Here is a 26543-nt window from a genome sequence, read left to right on the forward strand (position 1 = left end):
TTTCGGCCGCCCATGCCGGGTTTCCGCTAAAGCTCCAACCCAGCCTACACAGGCTATTGCATAACCCATTCATTCAATTCTCACGATTCCACTTATTCCCCGCCACAAGCAACGGATACGGATTGATTGCGCCATTGCGGGTATAGATCCCGTAATGCAGATGCGGCGGCCCGCCTTTGGCATTGCCGGTGTCGCCGACGTAGCCGATCACATCGCCTCGCTGAACGAAATCGTATAGTTTGACAGGCCCGAAGCGGTCCAGATGAGCAAAGTAGTGAAGCTGAAGCCCTGGCCCCAATAATCTGACGTTATTGCCGCCGAGACGGTTCTGCCCGATGCCGACAATCAGCCCCGAAACCGGCGCAAGCACCGGCGTGCCGCGTTTGGCGAAAATGTCGATGCCTTTATGCTCCCGGCCGCCGCTGCGCGGATTGCCCCAGGAATCGGCGATCGCCTTGCGCGATACACCCTGGACGGGAATCGGCAATGCCGACGGCGCATCGGTTGTTATCAACGAGAACACCGCCTTGGGATGCGGGACCACCGCCAAGACGATACCCAAAAGAAGCCCAAGCAGCACCAGCAAGGTAAAAAATATTCTCATAACCGACTCATGCCAAAGCACCCAATAAGCTGAATTTCTGAATGGGGAGACAAACGTTCTTTCACATTCACAGCTCTCAACCCAAACAACACGCCAGATATTTTCTATGACAAACCTCGGGCCATTATTTCCGCTGCATCCAAAAGCCCAAACGGATTTTTAACGTTTTTTTTATGAATTTTCATTTCCTGGCAAGGTCGAAAATCCGTCAAGCCCAAAACCATGAGTGAGGCATTTACCTTACCGCTTCGCATCGATAATTGAGTTCAGGAGTCTGTATTGTCATGATAGAAACTGATTCAAACACAAGCGTGATTTATGCACCGGGATTTCTCGCAGCTTAAAGACCGCAATGTTGACGTGCTGGTTTGCGGCGGAGGCGTTTACGGCGCCTGGACCGCTTACGATGCGGCCTTGCGCGGCCTGAAAGTCGCCATTGTCGACCAGGGCGACTGGGCCTGTGCAACCTCCTCCGCATCCAGCAAGCTGATCCACGGCGGCCTGCGCTATCTGGAATCCCTCGACTTCAAGCTGGTCAGAAAGACCCTTGCTGAACGGCAGATGCTGCTGAAAACTGCGCCGCACCGGGTCTGGCCGCTGCGTTTCGGCATACCGATTTATAAACACAGCCGCATCGGCTCGCTGCAATTAAAAATCGGCCTGCTCCTTTATGATCTGCTGGCCGGCACGGTGCCGAAAACCCAGACTTACCAATATCATTCCCCTGCCGAGTTCGCCGAGCGTTTCCCTTGCCTTGAGACGACCGGCCTGGCGGCGGGCTTTACCTATTTCGACGCCCAGACCGACGATGCCCGCTATGTCCTGGAACTGATAGCCGGTGCGCAGGACAGCGGCGCAATTTGCCTGAACTATTGCCGAGTCAACCGTTTTCTGGAAAATGACGGCCGGCTCTGCGGCGCCGTCTGTCAGGACCAAGCCACGGGCGAGACGGCCGATGTCGGCGCCGCCCGGATCGTCAACACGGCCGGCCAGTGGTCGGCCCGCCTTCATGACAACAACCGCTACAGGCTCTCGAAAGGCGTGCATCTGGTCCTGCCCAAAGTGCTGGAAAACGAAGCCTTGCTGCTGACCTCGCAAACCGACGGGCGCGTGTTTTTCATGATGCCCTGGTACGGGCTGACGCTGCTCGGCACGACTGACACCGATTATAGCGGCGATATCGAGCATGTGACGGTCGAAGCCTCGGACATCCGCTATCTGCTGTCCGAGGCCAACCGCGTGCTCAGAACGGCAAACTGGACGGAAGCCGACATTATCGGCCGCTATGCCGGCCTGCGCGTGCTGAAGCCCAGCGACGAGCCGTCGCCTTCGGCCGTCAGCCGTGACTGGACATTAAAAATTGCCCCCGATGGCCTGCTCTCTTCGATTGGCGGCAAGCTGACTTCGGCGCGTGAAGATGCCGAACATATTGTCGATGCGGTGTGCGAGCAGTTAGGCATCGGCACCGCCGGCCAGACCTTCGGCAAACCCTTTCCCTGGCGCCCTGATACGGACTATGCGGAATGGTGCGCCGACGCTTCACGCAAAGCCACGCATCTCGGCATCGACAGCCTCAGCGCGCACTGGCTGCAGCGCCGCCACGGCAACCGGGCGCCGGCCGTCTTCGAGCTGTGCGAACAGGAGCCTGATCTGGCCCGGCGCATAACGCCGGCCCTGCCGTTCATCATGGCCGACCTGGTTTTCTGCGCGCAACATGAAATGGTCGTGCATCTGGAAGATCTGCTGCGGCGCCGCCTGCCGCTGCTGATCCTGGCGAAGCTGACGCCGGCCGAATTACTGCGCTTGGCCTGCATCACCGCAGAGGTATTGGGATGGGACCGGGGCACAATGCACCATCAACTCGACACGTGTACCGAAAAATGGCTGCTTCATTGATTCCGACTATCGCGCTTGACCTGGGTACGACCGCCCTGAAGGCCGGCATACTGGCTGATAACGGCGAGTTCGCCGCCGTGCTCTCGCGCCCTGCGCCGACCACGACGGGTGAGAACGGCATCTGCGAAAGCGACGCCCTGGCCTATCTGACCACCGCCACGGCATTGCTGGATGAATGTCTTGCCGATGCAGACGGCAACGCCGGATTGGGACTATCATGCCAGCGCTCTTCTTTTCTTATTTGGGACAAGATCAGCGGCCTGCCGGTCACGCCGCTGATTTCCTGGCAGGACACGCGCGGCGAAGCAAGCTGCCAGGCGCTGCGAGCGCAGGAACCGCTGATAAAAGACCTGACCGGCCTGCGCCTGACGCCGTATTATTTCGCAGCCAAGTTGCGCGTCTTGTTGGAGGATCGTCCGCCGCTGCGCGAGGGCCTGGAGCAAGGCGAGCTGATCGTCGGCACGCTGGACTGCTTTCTGATCTATCACTGGTCGGGCGGCGACCGGCATCAAACCGATGTCTCCATGGCTGCGCGCACGCTGTTGATGGATGTCCGGCAGGCGGCCTGGTCGCCGGTTTTATGCGACCTGTTCGGAATTGCCTTGAACTGGCTGCCGGCCATCACGCCTTCTTCCGGCCTGAATCTGACGCTGAAAAACGGCTGCACGCTGCAAGCCGATATCGCGGACCAGTCCGCCGCCCTGATCGCCAACATCCGGCCCGACAGTTCGGAAACACTGGTCAATCTGGGCACCGGCGGCTTCGTGGTCCGCTACCTGCCTGAACAGGAGCCGATACAGACGGACGGTTACCTGCGGACGCTGGTTTACAAGGACAACGCTTCGAAGACGCACACCGCCATCGAAGGCACGATCAACTCCATCGCCGCCGCCCTGGCCCCCTACCCTTACCGGGACTGCCGGCTGGAGGATCTGGCCGAATCGGCGCAGCTGTTCTGCATCTGCGAGCCGAGCGGACTGGGCGCGCCGTATTTTCGCGAGCTATCCGGCCTTGTCTTTTCGGCGCCTGTCGATGGTCTTGATGAACGTCAGATCGCTTGCCTGCTGTTGGAAGGCATCATTTTTCGTGTAACCCGCATCTTGGATGATTTCCGGCATAACTATGGCATAGACCGTGTTTATCTGTCGGGCGGCCTGTCCGAGGTGCCGGCGCTGCAGCAAGGCATAGCCGCATGCAGCCCGCTGGAGGTCCATAGCCTGCTGCAAAAAGAGGCGAGCCTGCTCGGCGCTGCTATCCTGGCTGCCGGTCTGCCGCCGGCTTACGCAAGAAAATCGGTAAAAGTATCGGCAACTGCCGATGCCTTGAAGAATAAATATCAACAGTGGAAAACCTGGTTCGATGCATGCCTTAACACGTGACATAAAGTTAACGAAGGGTGCGGCTGTTGACCAACCCGGCACAAACAACCTTCTTGAGGTATAGGGTGTGAATGCTTGGTATACTAACTGGAGCCGACTACCAGAAAACCATTTTAAAAAACAGGTTGAAACCAAAATGCAAAAACCCATTCTTAATACCCGCCTGTTAGCCGCCGGCTTGATTATATCGAGTGCGCTAGGCGGTTGCGCGACCACGGCCAAGAACGGTGAAACCAGCCCGAACGATCCATTGGAAAGCTGGAACCGGGGCGCGCAGTCATTTAACGACGACGTCGATGATGTTATTTTAAAACCGATGGCAAAAGGTTACCTGTGGATAACCTCGGATGCCGTCGATGAAGGCGTATCCAACTTTTTCAGCAACCTGAACGACATCGGCGTCACTGTCAACGATTTGCTGCAGTTTAAAATGCTGCAGGCCGGCATGGACGCCAGCCGTTTCCTGGTCAATACGACGGCCGGCGTAGTCGGAGTCTTCGATGTGGCCAAGCATATCGATTTGCCCAAACACGATGAGGATTTCGGCCAGACTTTGGGCTATTGGGGCGTTCCGTCCGGCCCTTATCTGGTGCTGCCGTTCGCCGGCGCCAGTTCGCCGCGCGATGCGGTCGGCCTGCTGGGCGATGCCCTCCTGAGCCCTTTGACCTATGCCTTTCTGCTTTCCGGCGGCATGGTCAATGCCGTATCGTTGGCTTCCAGCGCGGTCGATGTCGCTGATACACGGGCCGGCTTGATGTCGACGGAAAAAATGATCGACGAAGCGGCCGTGGACCGCTATGAATTCATCAAAAACTCCTACCAGCAGCACCGTGAATTTCTGGTCAATGACGGCAATGTCCCGGCACAGGAAGCGGATGGCTTTGATATAGATAAAGAAGTTTCCGCTCTGGAGGATGCCGATAACGCGGCACCGGCAACGGCCGGGGCGAATGCGGCCGAAGTGAGCGCAGTCAAAGCGGCTCCTGACAATGCCGTCAAGATAACGCCGATTACCGATAGAGCCCCCGTTGTCACCCATACGTTGAAACTGGAGGATCCTAAGCAAGGCCGGTCGCCCAAGTCGGTGCCGGTGACCAAGCACTTCCTCGATTTGTCGGCTCCGGAGGAATAAGGCCATGCCCAGAGCACCTTATCCCGACAACTGGAGTGATATCGATACCGCACTCTATAAAAGATCGGTCAAGGTATTCAGCTCTGTCAAAAAAATGCTGAGCGTCAAGCTTAAGCTCCATGCCGACACCCAGGTTCAACAAGGCGATATCTTTTTATTCAACCATTTCTCACGCTTTGAAACGTTTATTCCGCAATATCTGATCTACGAGAAAACCGGCGCCTACAGTTGCGCCATCGCCTCCGGTGAATTCTTTCAAGGCGACACGGTGCTGGCCCGCTACCTGAGGAACGTCGGCGTTTTCCCCCATGATCATCCGCGCCTGTTCCCTCTGCTTGCCGAACAGATACTCCGCGGCCGCAAGGTCATCGTCTTTCCCGAAGGCGGCATGGTCAAGGACCGCCGGGTCATGGATCATAAAGGCCATTACAGCGTTTATTCGCGGCTGACCGGCGAAAGGCGCAAGCATCACACCGGCCCCGCCGTGCTGGCGCAAGGGCTGGAGGCCTTCAAAGCCACAATCCGCAATGCCTACACCGACAAAAACTATGATCAATTATTACGCTGGAAGGAAGACCTGCACCTCGACAGTCTTGATCAACTGCTGACCGCCGCGCTCAAGCCAACCCTGATCGTACCGTCCAATATCACATTTTATCCGATCCGCTCCGATGAAAATCTGCTGTTGACGAGCGTCGAACTGTTCGCCGACGGACTGAATCTGCGCCAGACCGAGGAACTGCTGATCGAAGGCAACATCATGCTCAAGAATACCGACATGGATGTCCGTATGGGCACGCCGGTCGATCCCTATAAAGTCTGGCACTGGTGGAACCGCTATCTGCTGGGCATGGTGGCCTCCGAATTCAGGACGCTCGACGAAGTGTTTGCGCTGCATGCCAGGCCCAGGAACTGGAAGCAGAAAATGCTGGGCTCGTATTTCAAAAAAAGCGCCGCCGCCACGCGCAACCAGTACATGGAGGAAATCTACGCCAATGTCACGATCAATTTAAGCCACTTGGCCTCGACGCTGATCATGCATTGCATCGAGACCGGCCAGCAGCAAATTGAGCGCCAGCGTTTTTTCACGATACTGTATATCGCCGTCAAGCATTTGCAGAACAACACCAAAATCAACCTGCACAGGAGCCTTTTAAACCCGGCCGATTACAGCGATCTGATCGCCGGCACCAGCAAGCGCTTCGAGCAATTCATTTCTGTGGCGATCAAAAACGGGCTCATCCTCGAATACGAGGATTACTACCAGTTTCTGCCCAAACTGCAGGAAGAGCATGACTTTGACAACATCCGGCTGGAAAACCTGATCGCTGTTTACGACAACGAAGCCGAACCGATAACCGCTGTCCGCAAGACCATGGTCAAGGCAATGGCCGAGTATGATCATGTCGACCCGCAGAAACTGGCCGCCTGGCATTTCGATGACGAACGCCGTGATTTGAGCTGGGAGCGGCATCTGTACAGCAAAGCCCATTTCGACGACATCAATGAGCAGGAAACGGCCACGGCCGATCCTATGCCGTTTTTCCTGCGGCCCGAACACGGTAACGGCATCGGCGTGCTGTTGATACACGGCCTGCTGGCAAGTCCGGCCGAAACCCGAAGCTATGGCGAGTATCTAGCCAAACAAGGCTATACGGTCATGGGCGTCAGGCTGAAAGGCCACGGCTCCTCGCCATATGCACTACGCGACCAGAGCTGGCGGGATTGGTACTCGTCCGTGCAGCGCGGCTTCAACATACTGAAAGCACACTGCAAGCGGATTTTCGTCACCGGTTTCTCCACCGGCGCCGCGATGGCGCTTAAGCTGGCATCGGAAAACCATGCAGAAATTATCGGCATCACAGCGATCGCCGTACCGCTGAAATTCATCAATTCGACCTTTATGCTCGTGCCCTTATTGCACGGCACCAATAAACTGGTCGGCTGGGTTTCGGCCTATGAGGGCGTCAAACGGTTTATCGAAAATACACCGGAAAACCCGACCATCAACTACCGGCATACGCCGATCAGAAGCCTGTATGAACTGCGTCTGCTGATTGAGGACATGGATGAGGTTCTGCCCCTTATCAATACCCCCGTGCTGGTCATTTATGCCGATCAGGACCCTATCGTATCCGTTAAAAGCGCGCAAGAACTCTTCGAAAAACTCGGGGCGCCCCGCAAACAGCTCAAGATCATCAATGCCGACCGCCACGGCATCCTGTTGCACAACCTGGGCAATACTTGGGAAATGATCGATGACTTCATGGCCGGCTGCATTGATGAAACCAATAAAGATGAGTCAGGTCAAAGAAGAATTAATAAATTTAACCTGTATCCCTTGCCGGAATCGAGCCGCTAGAACTTAAGCCTATCCACTGGAGAAAGGATTATGAAAAACGTCGTTATTGCTGGGTATTGCCGGTCGCCGTTTACGCCCGCCCATAAAGGCCGCCTCATTAAAGTCAGACCGGACGATCTTGCAGCCCAGGTTATCAGAGGGCTCATCGAGAAAACCGGCGTCAACCCGCATGACCTCGAAGACCTGATTCTGGGCTGCGCGTTTCCCGAAGGCGAACAAGGGCTCAATGTCGCCCGCCTGATCGTCAATCTGGCCGACTTGCCGATTTCCGTCGCCGGCATGACGGTCAACCGCTTCTGCGGCTCATCCATGCAAGCCATCCATATCGCTGCCGGCGCCATTCAACTGAATGCCGGTTCCGCGTTCATCTGCGCCGGCGTTGAATCGATGACGCGGATTCCGATGGGCGGCTACAACTACATGCCCAATCCAGTCCTTTTCGAGAAACTGCCCGAGGCCTATATCAGCATGGGCGATACGGCCGAAAACCTGGCCCGGCAATATGATATATCGCGTACCGATCAGGAGACTTTCGCCCTGCTAAGCCACCAGAAAGCTACTGAAGCTCAGCAGCAGGGCCGGTTTGCCGATGAAATCATCCCGATCAGCACGCCGGACTCAGGCATCGTGGACCAGGACGGCTGCATCCGTACCAGTACCAGCATGGAAGCCATGGCGCAACTGCCTCCCGCCTTTCAGACCAACGGCAGCGTCACGGCCGGCACTTCTTCACCGATCACAGACGGCGCCGCCGCAGTGCTGGTCTGCAGCGAGGAATACGCCGATGCGCATGGCCTCGGCAAACTGGCCCGGATCAAGTCGATCGCCGTTTCAGGCTGCGCGCCGGAAATCATGGGCATCGGCCCGGTCGGCGCCTCCACCAAAGCCCTGCAACGCGCAGGGCTCGAGTTGGACGATATCGATATCGTCGAATTGAACGAGGCGTTTGCCGCGCAGACGCTGGCCGTTCTGAAAGCGCTGCCGGTTCCATTGCACAAGCTGAACCTGGACGGAGGCGCCATCGCGCTGGGCCATCCGCTGGGCGCATCGGGCGCCCGAATTACTGGCAAGGCGGCCAGTCTGCTGAAACGCGAACACAAACGTTACGCATTGACCACGCAATGCATAGGCGGCGGACAAGGCATCGCGACCATTCTGGAGGCAATCTGATGGATATCAAAAGAGTCGCCGTCATCGGTGCCGGCGTCATGGGAGCCAGTATCGCCGCTCATATCACTAACGCCGGCGTGCCCGTTTATCTGCTCGACATCGTTCCCAAAGACGCCAGAAACCGCAATGCCATCGCTGAAGCGGCCGTCAAGAAACTGCTTGAAGCCGACCCCGCGCCGCTGATGCACAAAAACAATGCGCGCCTGATCACGCCGGGCAATGTCGAGGATCATCTCAACTGGCTGGCCGATGTGGACTGGGTTATCGAAGCCGTCATCGAAGACCTGCAAATCAAACAATCGCTTTATCAGAAACTGATGGCCGTCTGCCGCGACGATTGCCTGATCTCGTCGAACACCTCGACGCTGCCTTTGGCACTGCTGACGAAAGGCCTGCCGGAAAGCTTCACGCAGCGCTTCATGATCACGCATTTCTTCAACCCGCCCCGCTATATGCGGCTTCTGGAGCTGGTGGCAGGCCCTCATACCCAGCCCGAACTGGTCGAAATGGTCAGCCGCTTCGCCGATATCAAGCTGGGCAAGGATTGCGTACTCTGCAAGGACACGCCCGGCTTTATCGGTAACCGCATCGGCATCTATTGGCTCCAATGCGGCCTGCTGGAAGCAATGGACCGGCATCTTAGCGTCGAGCAGGCCGATGCCGTCATGACGCCTTTCGGCATACCCAAAACAGGCATCTTCGGCCTGCTGGATTTGGTCGGCCTGGATCTGATTCCGCATATCCTGAAAGGCATGGAACTGGCCCTGCCAAAGGCCGATGCCTTTCATCGGGTCAACCGGTTGCCGGATCGGATCGCCGGCATGATCAAGGACGGCTATACCGGCCGAAAAGGCAAAGGCGGCTTTTACCGGCTCAACGAAACCAGCGGCAAGCGCGTCAAGGAAGCGCTCGATCTCGAAACCGGAACCTATCATCCGGCCGAAAAGCCCAAGACCGACGATCTGCATGAGTCCGTGGGCGCGATCGAGAAATCGCCCTTGCGTGCCTTGCTGTCAGGCTCGGGCCCCGCCTCGCTCTATGCCTGGCAGGTCTGGTCCAGGACGCTGAGCTACGCCGCGGGGCTGGTGCCGGAGATTGCCGATGACATCGTCGCCATCGATACGGCCATGCGCGAAGGCTTCAACTGGCAATACGGACCGTTTGAACTACTGGACCAGATCGGCGTCGACTGGTTCATCGACAAGCTGCGCGCGGAAAACCGTGAGGTGCCGCCGCTATTGGCTGCCGGGCGGCCCATGTATCAAGTCAGCTCAGGCCAGCTGACATTTGCCGATCCGTCGGGCAATTACCGGCCGGTCCGCAGAGCGGAAGGCGTATTGCTTCTGTCCGACGTAAAATTGCGGCAACCGCCCGTGCTGGTCAATCCATCGGCCAGCCTCTGGGATATCGGCGACGGTGTCGCCTGCCTGGAATTTCACAGCAAGATGAACACGCTGGACATGGATACCATGACGCTGATCCGGCAGAGCATCGAAAAAGTCGGCAACGAATTTTCAGCCCTGGTCATCCACAACGACGGCGAGAACTTTTCCGCCGGCGCCAATCTGACCTTGCTGATGCAGGCCATTCACAACAGCGACTGGAAAGCCGTCGAGCAATTGCTGCTGCAGGGCCAGCAAACCTTTAAGGCCCTGAAATTCGCGCCTTTTCCGGTGGTCGGCGCGCCATCGGGGCTGGCCCTGGGCGGCGGCTGCGAAATATTGCTGCATTGCGACGCCATTCAGGCGCATGCCGAATTGTATATGGGTCTTGTGGAAGTCGGCGTCGGCCTGATTCCGGCCTGGGGCGGCTGCAAGGAATACCTGCGCCGCTGGCTGAAGTTTCCCAAGCGGCCCGGCGGCCCCATTCCGCCGATTGTCAAGGCTTTCGAAACCATCGGCATGGCCAGGGTATCGAAATCGGCCATGGACGCGAAGGAGTTGATGTTCCTGGCGCACACCGACGGCATCACCATGAATAAAAGCCGCCTGTTGGCGGATGCCAAGGCTAAAGCGCTGGGACTCAAACAGGATTATCACCCGCCCGAGCCCTGCATCTATGCGATGCCGGGAAAGACCACCGGAATAATGCTCAGCATGGGCGTCAAAGCCTTGCATTTGCTGGGCAAAGCCACCGATTACGACGTCGAAGTCGGCGACAAGCTGGCCTATGTCTTGAGCGGCGGCGACGCCGATATCACATCACCGCTGACGGAAGGCGACATACTGGCGCTGGAACGGGAAGCATTCTTGCAACTGGTGCGGCAGCCCGGCACCCTGGCAAGACTGGATCATATGTTGAAGACCGGCAAACCGTTAAGGAATTAGACGCTAATAAATTGCGCATTGCCTGCTAAGTTTGCGGCGATGCGCATCTATACCATACCGAGGAGAACAACAATGCTCTGGTTACTCACCCTGCTCATCCTGCTGGGGGTGCTTGCCTATTACAAAATGTCACTGCTGAAGTCGACGATCGCCATCGCCCTGCTGTTGAGCATTTATACCTTGTTAAGCAATTTGCCCTTACTGAATGCCGTGTTATGGATAGGCTTTTTGTTTCTGGCCGTGCCGATCAATTACTCGCCGCTGAGACGGCAGATCATCACCGCCAGGATTTTCAAGCGGATGAAGGATGCGTTGCCGACCATGTCGCAGACCGAACGCGAAGCGCTGGAAGCAGGCAATACCTGGTGGGATGCGGAATTGTTCTCGGGCGATCCGGACTGGAAAGTGTTGCAGAACCTGCCGCCCGCGCGGCTAAGCGAGGAAGAGCAGGCCTTTCTGGACGGCCCTGTGGAAACGCTTTGCGCCATGCTCGATGACTGGGACATCACGCACAACCGCCAGGATCTGCCCCAAGAGGTCTGGGACTACATCAAAAAGCACAAATTCTGCGGCATGATCATTCCGAAGCAATACGGCGGCCTGGATTTTTCCAACACGGCGCATTCGGCCTGCGTCATGAAGCTTGCCAGCCGCAGCACCACGGCGGCCGTCACGGTCATGGTGCCCAATTCGCTAGGTCCGGCCAAATTGCTGCTGGAGTACGGCACCGAACAGCAAAAGCACCATTATCTGCCGCGTCTGGCCTCGGGCGAGGAAATCCCCGCTTTCGCGCTGACCGGCCCGCATGCCGGCAGCGATGCCAGCGCCATGCCCGATACCGGCATCGTTTGCTACGACCAATTCGAAGGCCGGAGAGTGCTGGGCATCCGTCTCAACTGGGAAAAACGCTATATCACGCTGGGCCCGGTCGCCACTGTGCTGGGCATGGCATTCAAGCTTTATGACCCGGATAAGTTGATTGGTGACCAGGAAAGCCGCGGCATCACCGTGGCCTTGATCCCGACCAACACGCCCGGCGTGTCGATCGGCAGGCGCCACTTCCCGCTCGATTCGGCGTTCCAGAACGGCCCTAATTGGGGCAAGGACGTGTTTATTCCCATGGACTGGGTCATCGGCGGCGTCGAACAGGTCGGCAACGGCTGGAAAATGCTCATGCAGTGCCTGTCCACGGGCCGGGCCATTTCCCTGCCGGCACTGAGCGTAGGCACGGCGAAATCCGTCTGCCGCAATACCGGCGCTTACGCCCGCATCCGCAAACAGTTCAATCTGCCGCTGGGCGAATTCGAGGGCATACAAGAACCGCTCGCGCGCATGGCCGGCGAGACCTATATTCTCGATGCCGCGCGCCAGGTCACGACAGCCGCTCTGGACTACGGCAGAAAACCGTCCGTGATCTCGGCCATCGTCAAATACGAACTGACCGAACGCATGCGCCGCATCGTCAACGACGGCATGGACATCCAAGGCGGCTCGGGCATCTGCATGGGGCCGCGCAATTATCTGGCCCGGTTTTATGAGGTCATTCCGATCAGCATTACCGTCGAGGGCGCCAATATCCTGACCCGCACGATGATGATCTTCGGCCAGGGCGCCATCCGCTGCCATCCGTTCATCCAGAAAGAAATGGCCGCCTTGCAGCAGGCGCCGTCCGGGCAGGCTTTGCAACAATTCGACGAGGTTCTGCTCCGGCATATCGGCTTTTTCATGCATAACATGGCTGCCAGCTTCTGGCTGGGGCTTACCAATGCCTGTTTTCTGCGTGTGCCCGGCGATCGTGTGACTCGACGCTACTACCGGCGGATCGCCCGCCTCAGCGCCAATTTCGCGCTGGTTGCCGACTTCGCTTTGTTTACCTTGGGCGGCTCACTGAAGCGCCGGGAGAGAATCTCGGGCCGATTTGCCGATGTCCTGAGCAATCTGTATTTGTGCTCCTGCGTGCTCAAGCATTACCACGACCAAAGTTGTCCCGCTGACGACGCGCCCCTGCTGAATTGGGCCTGCCAGCATACCCTGCACCGGGCTCAGCAATCCCTGCTGGCCGTGCTGTGGAAGCTGCCGATGCGTCCAGTAGCCATACTGTTGCGCTTGATTACCTTTCCGACCGGCAAGCGTTATGGGCCACCCAGTGACAAACTGGCGCATAAAACGGCCTCGCTGCTGCTTGCCGATACAGCGATGCGCAACCGCTTGACCGACGGCATTTACATCAACGACAACCCCGACGATGCAACCGGCCGCATCGAGGTCGCCTTTAAAGCCGTACTGGCGGCGGCGCCTGTGGAAGCCAAAATCCGCGTCGCTCAACTGCACAAGCAATTGTCCAAAGGCGATCAGTCCAAAGTGATTGCTGAAGCGCTGGCGAAGAGCATCATCACGCCGCAGGAAGCGGACTTGATCGCTGCCGCCGAACAGGCCAGAATAGCCGCCATCAGCGTGGATGACTTCAGCCCTGAAGAGCTGACCGGCAGATTTACGCAGAGCTGACGGCACCGGCCCCAGTTGTTTCCCAAAAAGATGCAATCAATAGAACGCATGCCCGATTATTTAACAATAATGACCAAATGTTGTACCATATGATTAAACTGTCTTTAAATGCTGAGCCTCGTCTCAAGCTCGAGTAATCGGAGAAATAAATGCCTGTCAATGCTGATGATTTTAAGAAAGCGCTACAACAATGGGCCAGCGGCGTCACTGTCGTTACCACTCAATCTGAAAAATTCGGCGTGCAAGGCATGACTGTCACCGCATTTTCAAGCGTTTCGGTCAATCCGCCTCAAATACTGGTGTGCATCAATGATTCGGCCGATACCGGCGCCGGTATCGAAGAAAGCCGGTGCTTTGCCGTCAATGTGCTGAATTCGGAACAACAGGGCGTTTCCAATCAATTCGCAGGCGGCAGCAGTCAGAAAGAACGTTTTGAAAATACAGCTTGGGAGCCTGGCATAACAGGTTCACCCATCCTGACTGACAGCATCGTGTCATTGGATTGCAGGGTTGTTGAAAAAGTCCGCGCCGGCACGCACTGGATCATTATCGGCGAAGTGCAGGATACGATTTGCCGTCCCGGCAATCCGCTGCTGTATTATTGCGGCAATTACCGGCAGCTTGCGTAAGCTGCTTTCATAGGCCGGGTTGACAACCCCGTCCGCCAATCTATCAAGCTATCCGCCGTGAAACACATCCGCTTTCGCGGCGGATAGCCATCCCGCCTCAATCTCTTTTATTCAGCAGTCACAGCTTTTTGAGCTTTAACAACTTTCTTTTCCTGTTCAACTGAATGCACACGGATATCCCTTTGTGGGAAAGGAATCTCTATGTTGTGTTCGCGGAGGGCCTGCTCAAGCCGGACATGCAGATCGTGCGTGACAGGCAGCCGGTCTGCCAGTTCGGCAACAAAGATGCGAATGGAGAAATCCATCGCGCTCTCCCCGAAACCGACGAACAATACGCTCGGCTCGGGGTCCGCAAGGACCAGCGGCGTGGAACGCACCGTGTCCAGCATGATTTTATGCGCCAGTTTGACGTCGGAGCCATAGGCGATGCCTACCGGAATCACCACCCGGGTGATCGCATCACTTAAAGTCCAATTCACCAGCTGACTGGTGATAAAGGTCTTGTTGGGCACGATCAGCTCTTTCTGGTCTCCATCTATGATCGTGGTCGCGCGCATCTGGATGCGGCTGACTTTACCGCTGACATTGCCAATGGTCACGGTATCGCCGACGCGCACGGGGCGCTCGAACAGCAGAATAATGCCGGACACCAGATTGGCGAAAATTTCCTGCAGACCGAAACCCAAACCGACACCGAGTGCCGCCACCAGCCACTGCACCTGAGACCAGCTGCCGCCCAGCTCATTGGCAACGCCGAGAAAACCGATGGAGATCAGCACATATTTGGCCAGCTGATTGATCGCGTAGCGGCTGCCTGCGGCTACCGATAAACGCCTGAAGATCAATAACTCAACCACACCGGAAAAGTTGCGCACCGAAACGATGACGATAAAAGCATACAGTCCGGCCAGCAGTACATTGGTCATCGTTATCGGTTGATAGCTTTCCTGCCCTTCGACGATAACTTTGTGCTGCCAAAGCACGATGTTATCCAGGAACGAGAACGCCGGCAGGATGTTACGCCAGATCATCCAAAAGCCGATCACGATGGCGAAACCGATGAAAACGTTCAGAAGCTTTGTAGTCTGGGCGTTTATTTTAGGGATATCGATCAGCTCTTCATCGGAGGGCAGCACTGGGTCTTCCGCACCCGCTACTGCATGCTTCGCGCCGCTGGCCGCAATCTTGCGTTTTTGCCGGACGTTCTTCAAGGCCAACTGCCGATTGACCAGCGTCAGCCAGCGCAAAACCATCTGGTGCACGATAACAGACACAAAAAGCAGCCGCAGCGTCACGATCAATTTCTGCTGCAACTCTACTGCGCTCTGATAATAGCCGGAGACGGCAAAGCCGATCACGATGACAGGCACCAGGATGATGGCCGGATACCAGATATAGCGCAGCCGGGACAGCCATTTGTCAGGCTGAGCTTCAATGTAATCCTTTATTAACCCTTTTGACGGATGAAGTGTCTTGCTCATAAACATGCCCAGAACCGTCATGACAGCAATGAGGGCCAGACGGCCGAGGCTATCGCTGTGGCTTGAAGATTGTGACGCCTCGGTCGCATAAATAATGAACACAGCCGGCAGGAGCACAAAGCGCATCCAGGCAATCTGGTTGCGCAGCAAGCTGACTGTGCTTTTCTGCCACTGGAAATGCTTGCTCGCGATGCCTTTCGAGGCGAACAGGCGATAAAAAAACTCCAGAAAGAACAAGGGAACCGAAACGCCCAGCAACCCCGCCCCGATCGATTTGCTGAAATCGGCAAGATGGGCATGGCTGTTCAAAAACCAGCCCAGGTAATACAGAAACAGCGGCAACGGCAACACCAGAATCAGTGTGTAGCCCAGCGCCCGCACCGTATAACTGAAATTGTCCGTGTAAATTTTTTCGACTTTTTCGGAAACGGCTGCCAGCTGCTGCTTTGCCCAGTTCCTGGCCAATATGGAAACGGCCAGACCGAATACGGCAATGACAGCCAGAAACAGATTTTCCAAGGCGATGTGGGCGGTATCCTTGAGCGCAGCCAGCCAATTGAACGGTGACAGCAGCCACTGTACCGAATGATACAGGCCGACGATAAAATCCTGATTGATCGGTGGGGAACTGGGTACCCACAGCAGCCGTTCGTCCAGATAGACCGCAAAGTCATCGGCTTGCTTGATCATCTGTCGCCTGGCGAAATCCAGATCGCCCAACGTGCGCAGATAGGTCGTATAGGCCACCGATAATTTATTCAGCAATTCTTTCTGTCTGTCCAGCAGCATGCGCAATTCGGCCTGAATCATCATACGTTGGTCGGCCGGCAGCGCCGCATCGACCTGCTGCGCCATGATCGCCTGCAGTTCGTCATCAATATCGGCGAGCTTTTTCAGCCGGTCTTCAATCTTGAATTGCTCAAGACTGACTAAAGCCGTCTCGTCCTGGATTGTCTGCGATTGCAGCGCAAACTGGCCATCGGTCGGCAGATTGCGCCGCTGCTCGCGTAATATTTTGCCCAGCGCGGGACTCAAGCCGGCCAGGCTGATTTTTTTTTCGGCGCTTTTAAAATCATTGCCGATGTCGGCGGCTTGTTCATCCACTCTGTTTTTTTGTTCGCCGTATCTGTCAATCTTGCTGGTAATGAGTTGCAAATCCCGGCTATATTGGATGTTTTCGCGCGTGAAGGCCTGAATTGCAGGATGCTTGCCGGCGACCGCCTTTTCAGCCTGACTGAGCGCTTCTTGCACCTCGCGCGCTTCCTGCTGCCGTCTCTCGTTGACCAGATCTTCTATGGCAGCCACAACCGGCACCAGCGCAGCCTTCTGCATATTCAGCAGCTGTAATTCGGCTTTGAGCTGTTCCACTCTGGCCGGATTGCTGATCGCCTCGATATCCAGCATTTTCAGCTCAGCCGTGCGCGACTCGATCAGCGTTTTCAACTGCATCTGCCAGGCTTCTGTCTCGAGCTTTGAAACAGCATTGCCGGCGGGTACTTCCAGCTTCTTCTGCGTCGATTCAAGATCCTGTTTTGCCGCTACGATTTCTTCCCTTATGATCTGCGGGCGGCTGTTTTGCAAAACAAGCTCGTTTTCCAGGTTTTTTATTTGCTCATCCAGACTGCTGATTTTCCCTTTTTCAAGAATAAGCCGCTGTTCCAGCTCTTCGATGGGTATGTTGCCGAAATCCTCGATTTTCTGTTTGGACAGCCTTTGCTGAAACTGATCAATGTCTTTTTGCAGTTTTTTCGTTTTATCGGGGGCTTTGCTGACAGCCTCCTTGAACCCGGCCGTCTGGTTATTGAATCCTTCGGTATTGGCCAGATTATCCTGCGCAGACTGATAGAGCTTGAGCACATTCGTTTTCAAGGCGGCATCCAGGTCTTGCCGCGCATTCAATGAATCAATCTTGGCCTGCAGCGCATCCGAGGTAATGCTGGAATTGCTGTTTTTTTGTCCCGTATTTGGCGGAGATGCCTTTTTTTCAGCCCAGGCGGGAGACGATCCAAGGCAGAGAATCAGCAATAAATACAGTAAATTATGAGCCATTGAGCTGGCAACGGCGCGAGAATCCATACTTTTCATGAAGAATTATACAGCTAGGAGAGAATGAATAGGAGGTCATAACATCTTAGAGCGAGCGACATGTTTCATTTTGTAGCGCGTTCTTTAACCATTTTACCAGAAAGCTCGTCATTATCAGCCCGACTTCGAGTCACTATTTAAAATAGAGCGATAGTTTGCAAAACATTAGCGCACTAGGTTAGCAAAGTTTTCTTAAATTCTGATTGCCTGATTAATGACCGCCGCGCGCCATCTCTGTGATAAAATGCTGAGCTTGTCGGCAGTATTAATGCTTCAGTGAGGCATTAAGAGTTAAGTTAAAAAATTAGGCGTTACATTGCATGCATCCGGTAATATCAGCAAGCGGTCATAATCATAGGATTAGTTCTGCTTTCCACCTTCCAAAATTCCCGCTAAAAAACGATTTAAAACTGTGGAGCCTGCGCTATGTAAGCCGGCTGCTGATGCTGATGCTGTTGTCTCTGGCCTTGCCTGCTCCGTGGCTGCATGCCGAAGCCGTTGCCGACCAGCCGCCGGGCATGGAAAAAGAAATCAAGGCCATTATAGCGGCCCAACAACATCCGTATCTGAAACGCTCCGGCTTTCTCAATCGTGCGGAGGATCTTGAGAATCTCTATAAGATCGCCCGCTATCAGCCTTTATGGCTAGGGCATGAACGCTCGGAAAAACAGATTGCCGACGCCCTGGCATTATTGGAAAAAGCTTCGGAGCACGGCTTGAGCGTGGCGAATTATGACGCTGAAATGCTGCAGCAAAAATTGCCCGAGGCCTTAAAGTTGGCTCCGGAAGCGTATAATTCAATCGCTCTGTACGATACCGCGCTGAGCCTGTCCCTGCTGCGTTTTCTGCACGATGTGCATTACGGCCGCGTTAATCCCCAAGGCATCAATTTCAACCTGAAACTGAGGGAAAAAAAGCTGGCTGATCTGCCGACGCTGATCAAGGACAGCCTGGCGCAGGATACCGTATCCCAACTGCCTGTGCTGGTCGAGCCCAAATTAAAACAGTATCAAAAACTGAAGCAGGCTTTAGCGGCTTACCGTCGACTGGCTGCCGAATCCCGGCCCTATAAGCTGACTCTCACCAAAACCATTCACCCCGGCGATAAACTGCCGCAAATCGAAGAACTGCGCCAATTTTTGGTCGCAATCGGCGACCTGACTGAAGATAAAGCCGAAGATGACGGCAAAGCCCCAAAATCACCGCTTTATACGGGTGAAATCGTTGAAGCCGTTAAAAAATTCCAGTACCGGCATGGCCTTGGCGCCTATGGCGTTATCGGTAAGGAAACAGCCGCCGCGCTCAACGTGCCGTTAACGCAACGTGCAGCGCAAATTGAATTGGCGATGGAAAGATTGCGCTGGCTGCCTGAACTCTCGGCCGGGCCCTCTATCATCGTCAATATTCCGGCTTTTCAGTTATGGGCGTTCAATGCGCTTGGCGGAGTGGATGCCGATATGCTGAACATGAAAGTGGTCGTCGGCAAGGCCCTGAAGAACCAGACGCCGGTATTAATGGCGGAATTGCGTTTTATCGATTTTATGCCTTACTGGAACATTCCCTATAGCATCCTGAAGACCGAAGTATTGCCCAAATTAATAAAAAATCCGAATTATCTGGCCAAAGAACATATAGAGCTGGTCCCCAACTTCGGCAATGAAGTCAAGCCCGTCCCGTTTGCCGACAATTCCATCGCGCAACTGAAACAGGGAACATTAAAAGCCAGGCAGCGCCCCGGCAACAAGAACGCCCTGGGCAAAGTAAAATTCATTTTTCCCAATCAGAGCGATGTCTATTTGCATGACACGCCGGCCAATGCCTTATTCAGCAAATCGCGCCGGGATTTCAGCCACGGCTGCGTACGGGTCGAAAATCCTCAGCAGCTAGCCGAGTTCGTTCTGAAAGGCCAGGAAGGGTGGAGCAAGGAAACCATACAGGCGGCCATGCAGACGCCTAAAACGCAACACGTTGTCCTGAAAAAGCCGGTACCTGTGCTGTTCTTTTATACGACGTCTTTCTTCGATCAACATGACAATCTGATGTTCTATCAGGATATTTATGATCAGGACCCTGTTTTACAGAGCGCGCTTGAAAAACCGGCCGACCTGTCCGATCAGCTGCTTTTCATCAGCAACGGTCCGGAGCCAGTCCAGTTGGTGAGATAAGCGCAACCCAATCGACTCATGCCTAAAAGTCTGGATTTGATCCAACATAATAACTGATGTTACGCATGGGTGGTTTCATCCCGTTTGTCGCGCCCAGCACCGCCGCTAAAAACTGCGGTAGGCTGGGTTGATAAACCCCGCATTTCGGCCGCCCATGCCGGGTTTCCGCTAAAGCGCCAGCCCAGCCTACACAGGCTGTTAAAGGCAAGGAACTCGCCTTCGGGTGCGATGAACCCGATTAAATAAAACCGTCGCTCTAGCGACACTTTATTAAATCGATCTAACTTCAACCAACTGCGTAACATGAGTTATTGAATCATTAAGGCAGACCCGAAAACAGGCCGATACCTATTTATACCACGACCTGAAATCGCCCGTATCCAGATGCACAAAATCGGCGCGCGCATAATACCCGACCCCGCCGCGGCGCATGGCAAGCGCTGCGTTTCTGACTCTTCGCATATCCATCCCGACCACATGAATATCAACAGCCCGCCCTTGCATATGCAGACTGTGCTTTGCGGTGCCACGGATCCTCCTACGTAATCTGGCATTGGTACGAGGGGAACGATAGCCCGAAAAGATTTGGAAAGGCTGACTGATTCCGAGCGCAAGCTTCAGATCATATAACTGATCCAGCAGTGCCGGATCAATGGGGTGAACGTCGTCGGTATGATAATCGCGCAGCAGATAGTTGATTTCCAGCAAGGCGTCTTTCAGATATCCACCCTGTTCAAAATAGGTCAACTTCAGCTTGTCGCCGGTATGGACGTGTAGTAAGGAAAGCGATTTATGCGAAGGAAGGCGTCTGACTGCCGCATTTGCGATTCCGGTACCACTCAATGTCAACAAAGAACCACATGCCATAGTCTTCAGAAACCTTCGCCTTGATGCTGCGAAATCGCCCTCATCAATATCTAGGCTTTCTATCTGTCTGTTCATGTTTTGTCTTTTGTACCGCTGTAAGTGTCATTATTTATTTGCAAGTCTTAAACGAACCTTAAATAAGCATTCGTACTTAAATTTGGAAAGGCCGTTATTCGATTGCCCGTTCTTAAGCTGTAAAATGCCTCCTGAGTTGATAATCACGCTTAGACCATAAAAATTAATGAACTTATCTTTAGCTGTACTATTCATAGTCTTTTTATTAATCGCCGTGCGCAAAATCGGGCGATTTACGATTAAAATCTGGCAGTCGATGGCTGCCGGTGCCCTAATTGTCCTGGCGGCCGGCGAGATCGGCCTGCGCGATGCCCTAACGGCGGTAGACCTCGACGTCATGCTGTTTTTGCTGGGCATGTTCATCGTGGGCCAGACGCTGGTCACCAGCGGCTATCTGTATTATCTGGCCTATCGTCTATTCAACCGGATCAGATCAGCGCAGCAATTGCTCCTGGGCATCCTGTTCGGCGCCGCCTTCAGCTCGGCGCTGCTGATGAACGACACGCTTGCCATAGTGGGGACTCCGCTCGTGTTGCGACTGGCACTAGAACATAAACTCAGCGGCAAACTGTTTTTGCTGACGCTGGCCTACGCCATCACGCTCGGCAGCGTGATGAGTCCTATCGGCAATCCGCAGAATCTGCTCATTGCCACGCATGCGGAATTACCGGCGCCTTTTCAGACATTTTTTAAGGCCCTGGCCGTGCCTACGCTGATCAATTTGATTGTCACCTATTTACTATTGCGATGGGTTTACCGGGACGAGTTCAGGAATGGCCTGCCGCTGACTCATAATCCCGTCGGCCTGCTGGACCCAGAACTGGCTAAACTCGGCCGCATCTCGCTGTTTTTATTGATCGGCCTGATCATCGTCAAAATCATCCTGGTCGGCCTGCACAGCCCGATACAGATCAAGCTGAGCCATATTGCCCTGATCGCCGCCCTGCCGCCGATATTGCTGAGCCCTGCCCGCCTGCGCTTATTGAAGAGCCTGGACTGGGCGACTTTGGTGTTTTTTGCCGCGATGTTCGTGTTGACGGCCAGCGTCTGGCAAACCGGCGTCATGCAGCAACAAGTTGATGATCTGGCGATAGACCTGACGACCGTGCCGGCGATCATGCTGCTGAGCGCGTCGCTCAGCCAGCTGGTTTCCAATGTGCCGCTGGTCGCGCTGTATTTGCCCATGCTGACTCAAACGGATGCCGCCTCGCTGATGGCCCTGGCGGCCGGCAGCACGATAGCCGGCAATTTCCTGATCCTGGGCGCTGCCAGCAACGTCATCATCATCCAGCATGCCGAGAAACATGGAGCAACGCTGGGCTTTTTCGAGTTTGCCCGCATCGGAATTCCATTGGGCTTTATCAATCTATTGATATACTGGGCGTGGCTCAGTTACTGGTATAACTAAGCCCTGAGAATTTTCCGGCCATTTCACTGCTTACAAACATTGGATGAGTAAAAAGACCACTAAACCTTCGGCTTATCTGACTGAAGTCAAAATGCTTTCGGACCGTATCGTCAAGGCCCAGCAGCCCATACGCATTCTGGATGCGACCAAATGGGACGACAGCATCAAGCAGGCTTTTTTTGAAGGCAAATGCAAAAAACCGCCGCTCGTAACGCCCGATTATTATCTGCAGCGCCCTTTGGGCTTTGATCCGACCGAGAAAAAACGCGAGTTTTACCAGATCGAGCGGGATTTGTCGCGCAAGCTGGGCCAGCTCAATCCGCTCAGCGTCATCATGCGCCGGATTTGCCGCGAGTACCAGTCCGTCGTGCGCATGCTGGAATCCCGGGGCACGCCCATCTTCTCCGATATTTCTCAGGAACTGTACGGGTCCTCGCATGATGTGTTTCATGTGGGCGACCCGACTATCGCCGATCTCGGCAGCATGATGGAAGCAACGCTGTCGCAATTGCTGAAGCTGGATTTCCTGATTGAAGAACCCAAGACCATCACTGCAAAAGAAGCGGTAGGCATCCTCAACGAGAGAATTGAAAATCTGTTTCCGGGCAATGGCCTGCGCGCGATGATCAGTGACGGCATTGTCGCCGATGCCGCCGCCGGCACCGATTACGTCAAGCTGCGCGCGGATGCCCTGTTCAATATGCGCGACCTGCGTGTACTTGAAGTGCATGAGGTCTGGGTGCATCTGGGCACGACGCTGAACGGCCTGGCTCAGCCTTACTGTACGTTTCTCGGCAAGGGTCCGCCTTCGTCCGCGGTCACGCAGGAAGGCCTGGCGGTATTGATGGAGATTTTGACTTTCAGCTCCACGCCTAACCGACTGATGCGTTTGATCAACCGTGTGCGCGCCATTACGCTGGCCGAAGACGGCGCCGACTTCATGGATATCTTTCATTTTTTCAGGGACAAGGGGCTGGACCCGGAAGAAAGCTACACGCTCAGCAGCCGGGTGTTCAGAGGCAGCAGCCCGGACGGCATGCCTTTCACCAAGGACCTGACTTATATCAAAGGTTTCGTGCTGACCTACAACTTCATGCGGCTGGCAGTCAGCACGGGCAAACCCGACCGCATCCCGCTGCTGTTTTGCGGCAAGACCATGATCGAGGATATGAGGGTGCTGGTTGATCTGGTTGAAGAAGGAACCGTCATCGCGCCGCGCTTCCTGCCGCCGCAATTCAAGGACCTGATGGGGCTGTCGGCTTGGTTGAGCTTCAGCCGCTTTATGTCATCGATGAGCTTCCGGCAACTGGAGCAGGACTACGCCAATGTTCTATAATCGAACCCATCTCGCCCCAAAAAGCAGACGTGTTGGACGTCATGCATCCGCCGCCGGAAATCCGTGCCGACGCAAGTTTTGTGGCGGTAACACAGCATCGCTTGAATGCTGATTAATAATAATTAGAGAGGAAATCATGAGAATACCAAACTTGCTCGTCGTTTTATTGAGTCTTTCCTTATTTAACATGACCGACGCCATAGCCGGAGCCAGCGGCCATGCCGGCCATACGCCGGGCACCGGCAGCGGTGGCGCGGCGGGCTGCGTAAAAGCCCGTCTCAGCAAATTCCAGCCCGGCCACATGGCCGCCGTTGCGCCGGAAGCGGAATTTTCGTTCATGGTTACCGGCATTCAAAGCCCCGATCAAGTCGAGGTCACCGTAAAAACGATCCCGGTGGAAATCACTGGCGAAGATAAAGACAGCTTCTATCTGATAAAAGGCAAACTGCCGGCCGAGCTGAAAAATGTAACCGCCAGAGTTAACGTCAAGGTCAACGCCAAATCGCCAAGGTGTGAGGCTGAAAACGGATGGCTGGTTAAAATAACCGAATAAATCAACTTAATTCAAGGAGAAGCATCGGTCAGGCCTGATGATGTATATATCCCCCGCCCTGACTGAGCTTTAGAGAATGCCGCATGACTGAAAATCTTTCCATCAAGAAATGTGTGGCCTACTGCCTGGCGCAGCGTTTCGATATTGCCGCGTTATCGAAAATAATTTCCGAATCGAAACAGGTCAGGATTATTAAAGGCGCATTGCTGGTTGAAGATCACGAAACCTTGTCGGTTATTTTCGCGTATGGAGCCGCCGTGCACTGGAACATCGACCCGGAGCAGCAGGCCCGGCTCCATCGTTTATTGCTGGAACATGCGGATAACCCGCTTGATATCGTGGAGGAAGATAACTTCACCTACGCGCTCAACTGCTCGACGACGCGCATTATTGAAGACCATATCGAAATCGAGTCATCCGACCCCATCCTGCTGTTTTCTCTATCGCAGGGCATGGCGCAATCGATCAAGCTGGCCTATTTTGAAACCCACGCGCTCAGGACCATCACCAGAACCAATTACATCCCCGAATCGCTGGCCCAGAACGGCCGCATCAAGTTGAACCGCCAGGACATAGCCAAGATCCGCGGCCAACTGTTCCTGACCAAAAGCGACATCATCCTGAATTACGATCTGCTCGATATTCCCGACTTTTTTTGGGAATACCCTGAATATGAACCTTTTTACAGCGTTGCCGCCAAATATCTGGAAATCACGCAACGCATCGAAGTGTTATCCAAAAAGCTCGAAACCATCCATGAACTGTTCGAAATGCTGGCCGACGAGCAAAAGCACCGGCACTCCTCGGCCCTGGAATGGATCATCATCTGGCTGATTGCGTTTGAAATCTTCATGACCATTGTTGACAAACTGGCCTGAAATCCTGGCGCCGGCCATCGCTTTCCTTTATTTATTGTTCTTTATGCTCAGTTATCGCCACTCATTCCATGCCGGCAATTTCGCCGATGTCCTGAAACACCTGACGCTGATCCAGATCCTCGAACACCTGAGGAAAAAAGACAAGCCGTTCTGTTGTATCGATACCCATGCGGGTCCCGGCGCTTACGCACTGGACAGCGACTTTGCGCTGAAAAACAGGGAATTCGACAACGGCATCAGCAAACTCTGGCAGCGGCATGACCTGCCGGCCAGCGTTGCCGCCTATATCGGGCTGATCAGGCAGTTCAACGGCCCGGGCAAGCTCACGCGCTATCCCGGCTCGCCGTTGATCACGCAACATTTATTACGCAGCAAAGATCGGCTGTTTTTATACGAGCTGCATTCGACGGAAATTGCCTTACTGGCGGAAGCTGTTGACAGGGACAGGCGTATCAAGGTCTTCCATGAAGATGGCTTGAAAAACAGCATCGGCCTGTTGCCGCCGGCCGAGCGCCGCGGCCTTGTCTTGATCGATCCGTCCTATGAAATGAAGAGCGATTATCAGGACGTCGTGGACACTTTGGTAAAAATGCACAAGCGCTTTGCCACCGGCGTTTTCGCACTCTGGTATCCGGTCGTAGAACGCAAGCGCAACAAAGAACTGGAGCAAGCCCTGCAAAACAGCGGCATCAAAAATATCCAGTTGTTTGAACTGGGCCTTCAGACAGATACCAATGAACACGGCATGACCGCCAGCGGCATGATCGTAATCAATCCGCCGTGGACATTGAAATCTGACATGGAACATGTTCTGCCATGGCTGGCCGATGTGCTTGGCGAAAACGGCGCAGGTTTTTACCGCATACAGGAACTGGTCGGGGAATAGTTCCTGCTTTATTAAAATCTAAAATCGCCTAACCGCTGAGCTTGAGCTAGAATTTTAAAACAACCGCTTACTCATTAAAGACAGCTTCAGGCCGGACCGTCTGACCTTGGGCAAAGGAACTATTGATGCCGGCATTCGCGCCACAAGCCCGAATCGCCTTGCTTGGTGTGCATGGCGCTGGATGCCGGCATTGGGTTATAGGATATTAACATGACAGAATCATTAGGGTATGTAACACAGTTTAGAAAACATCTGGCTAAAAATCTCCTGGAGCGCGGCAAGGAAGCCGTCGAAGGCGCCGCAGACCTGGGCCAAGCCGGCTACAGCCTGGCCACTGATCCGGCCTACCGGGAACAAACCTTTGAAGCCGCCAAGGAAATCGCCAGACACACCGACGGCATCGGCCACGCCATAGACGATCCCACCGGCACGCTCAACGGCATCAAGAATGATGCATCCGCCGCCTGGGACACCTTTAAAGCCGCAAGAGCCCAGGCCGCCGCCGAAGGCAGCCTGGCCGAGTTCGATGCGCAAGCGGCCTCGTACGTACTAACCGGCGCCGCCCCGGGCGGCCAGCTCGGCAGAGTAGGTAAAACGGGCGAACTGCTCGCCAAAACGGCCAAGCTGGACAAGGCCGAGGACCTGGCCAGCGCCGAAAAGCGCGCGGCCCAGGCCATCCAAGCCGGACAGGCCTTGCCCAACCAGGCACCCCGCAGCAAAGTCCTATGTCCCTTGGGCAAACTGGACAAGCCGGCCGCGAAAAAAACCTCCCCCAAGACCGGCAAATCCGCCGCCGGCAAACCCA

At 54.9% G+C, this 26543-nt stretch carries 17 protein-coding genes and 1 pseudogene; 15 read left to right on the forward strand and 3 right to left on the reverse strand.

The features are described from left to right. Window positions 1–73: 73 nt before the first annotated feature. Window positions 74–604 carry a M23 family metallopeptidase gene (locus tag IT781_RS17925; RefSeq protein ID WP_194971549.1) on the reverse strand — a complete coding sequence of 177 codons (531 nt, stop codon included), beginning with the start codon at window positions 602–604 and terminating at the stop codon, window positions 74–76. Window positions 605–922: 318 nt separating this feature from the next. On the opposite strand from IT781_RS17925, the gene IT781_RS17930 reads away from it, so the two are divergent. The 8 genes from IT781_RS17930 (at window position 923) to IT781_RS17965 (ending at window position 14004) form a co-directional block, all read left to right on the forward strand. After that, on the forward strand, window positions 923–2500 hold the full coding sequence (locus IT781_RS17930; protein ID WP_194971550.1) for a glycerol-3-phosphate dehydrogenase/oxidase: 1578 nt from the start codon (window positions 923–925) through the stop codon (window positions 2498–2500). Further along, window positions 2485–3879 carry an FGGY family carbohydrate kinase gene (locus IT781_RS17935; protein WP_194971551.1) on the forward strand — a complete coding sequence of 465 codons (1395 nt, stop codon included), beginning with the start codon at window positions 2485–2487 and terminating at the stop codon, window positions 3877–3879. Before IT781_RS17930 ends, IT781_RS17935 begins: the two co-directional genes overlap by 16 nt. Window positions 3880–4015: 136 nt before the next feature. Continuing rightward, on the forward strand, window positions 4016–5011 hold the full coding sequence (locus tag IT781_RS17940; protein WP_194971552.1) for a VacJ family lipoprotein: 996 nt from the start codon (window positions 4016–4018) through the stop codon (window positions 5009–5011). Between the two features lie 4 nt (window positions 5012–5015). Next, on the forward strand, window positions 5016–7373 hold the full coding sequence (locus IT781_RS17945; RefSeq protein ID WP_194971553.1) for an alpha/beta fold hydrolase: 2358 nt from the start codon (window positions 5016–5018) through the stop codon (window positions 7371–7373). Between the two features lie 30 nt (window positions 7374–7403). After that, window positions 7404–8543: a thiolase family protein gene (locus IT781_RS17950; protein ID WP_194971554.1), complete on the forward strand. Its 1140-nt coding sequence runs from the start codon at window positions 7404–7406 to the stop codon at window positions 8541–8543. Then, the gene (locus IT781_RS17955; RefSeq protein ID WP_194971555.1) at window positions 8543–10870 is read left to right on the forward strand and encodes a 3-hydroxyacyl-CoA dehydrogenase/enoyl-CoA hydratase family protein; all 2328 of its coding nucleotides are present in this window, start codon (window positions 8543–8545) and stop codon (window positions 10868–10870) included. Before IT781_RS17950 ends, IT781_RS17955 begins: the two co-directional genes overlap by 1 nt. Window positions 10871–10942: 72 nt before the next feature. Then, window positions 10943–13375 (forward strand): acyl-CoA dehydrogenase, encoded by a 2433-nt coding sequence (locus IT781_RS17960; protein WP_194971556.1) that lies wholly within the window; start codon window positions 10943–10945, stop codon window positions 13373–13375. Between the two features lie 149 nt (window positions 13376–13524). After that, the gene (locus tag IT781_RS17965) at window positions 13525–14004 is read left to right on the forward strand and encodes a flavin reductase family protein (RefSeq protein ID WP_194971557.1); all 480 of its coding nucleotides are present in this window, start codon (window positions 13525–13527) and stop codon (window positions 14002–14004) included. 107 nt (window positions 14005–14111) lie between these two features. Here the strand turns inward: IT781_RS17965 and IT781_RS17970 are convergent, their stop codons facing one another. Then, window positions 14112–17561, reverse strand: a complete 3450-nt coding sequence (locus IT781_RS17970; RefSeq protein ID WP_370527039.1) for a mechanosensitive ion channel domain-containing protein — start codon at window positions 17559–17561, stop codon at window positions 14112–14114. A 452-nt stretch (window positions 17562–18013) separates the two neighbouring features. Here IT781_RS17970 and IT781_RS17975 point away from each other — a divergent pair, with 452 nt between their 5' ends. Next, window positions 18014–19735: a murein L,D-transpeptidase gene (locus tag IT781_RS17975; RefSeq protein ID WP_228779258.1), complete on the forward strand. Its 1722-nt coding sequence runs from the start codon at window positions 18014–18016 to the stop codon at window positions 19733–19735. 348 nt (window positions 19736–20083) lie between these two features. Here IT781_RS17975 and IT781_RS17980 read toward each other — a convergent pair whose 3' ends face one another. Then, a complete protein-coding gene (locus tag IT781_RS17980; RefSeq protein ID WP_194971559.1) occupies window positions 20084–20677 on the reverse strand; it encodes a YcbK family protein in 594 nt (197 codons plus the stop codon). 166 nt (window positions 20678–20843) lie between these two features. Here IT781_RS17980 and IT781_RS17985 point away from each other — a divergent pair, with 166 nt between their 5' ends. The 6 genes and pseudogenes from IT781_RS17985 to IT781_RS18010 form a co-directional block, all read left to right on the forward strand. Beyond that, window positions 20844–22085 carry an SLC13 family permease gene (locus IT781_RS17985; RefSeq protein ID WP_194971560.1) on the forward strand — a complete coding sequence of 414 codons (1242 nt, stop codon included), beginning with the start codon at window positions 20844–20846 and terminating at the stop codon, window positions 22083–22085. Window positions 22086–22128: 43 nt separating this feature from the next. Then, on the forward strand, window positions 22129–23421 hold the full coding sequence (locus tag IT781_RS17990; protein ID WP_194971561.1) for a flavohemoglobin expression-modulating QEGLA motif protein: 1293 nt from the start codon (window positions 22129–22131) through the stop codon (window positions 23419–23421). Between the two features lie 136 nt (window positions 23422–23557). Beyond that, window positions 23558–23974: a hypothetical protein gene (locus IT781_RS17995; RefSeq protein WP_194971562.1), complete on the forward strand. Its 417-nt coding sequence runs from the start codon at window positions 23558–23560 to the stop codon at window positions 23972–23974. An 83-nt stretch (window positions 23975–24057) separates the two neighbouring features. Further along, window positions 24058–24852, forward strand: a complete 795-nt coding sequence (locus IT781_RS18000; protein WP_194971563.1) for an RMD1 family protein — start codon at window positions 24058–24060, stop codon at window positions 24850–24852. Continuing rightward, window positions 24836–25738 (forward strand): 23S rRNA (adenine(2030)-N(6))-methyltransferase RlmJ, encoded by a 903-nt coding sequence (locus IT781_RS18005; protein WP_370527040.1) that lies wholly within the window; start codon window positions 24836–24838, stop codon window positions 25736–25738. Before IT781_RS18000 ends, IT781_RS18005 begins: the two co-directional genes overlap by 17 nt. 210 nt (window positions 25739–25948) lie before the next feature. Further along, window positions 25949–26543: pseudogene (locus IT781_RS18010) on the forward strand (RHS repeat protein); the annotation flags it as partial.

Source organism: Methylobacter sp. BlB1, assembly GCF_015476545.1.
Classification (GTDB): Bacteria; Pseudomonadota; Gammaproteobacteria; order Methylococcales; family Methylomonadaceae; genus Methylobacter.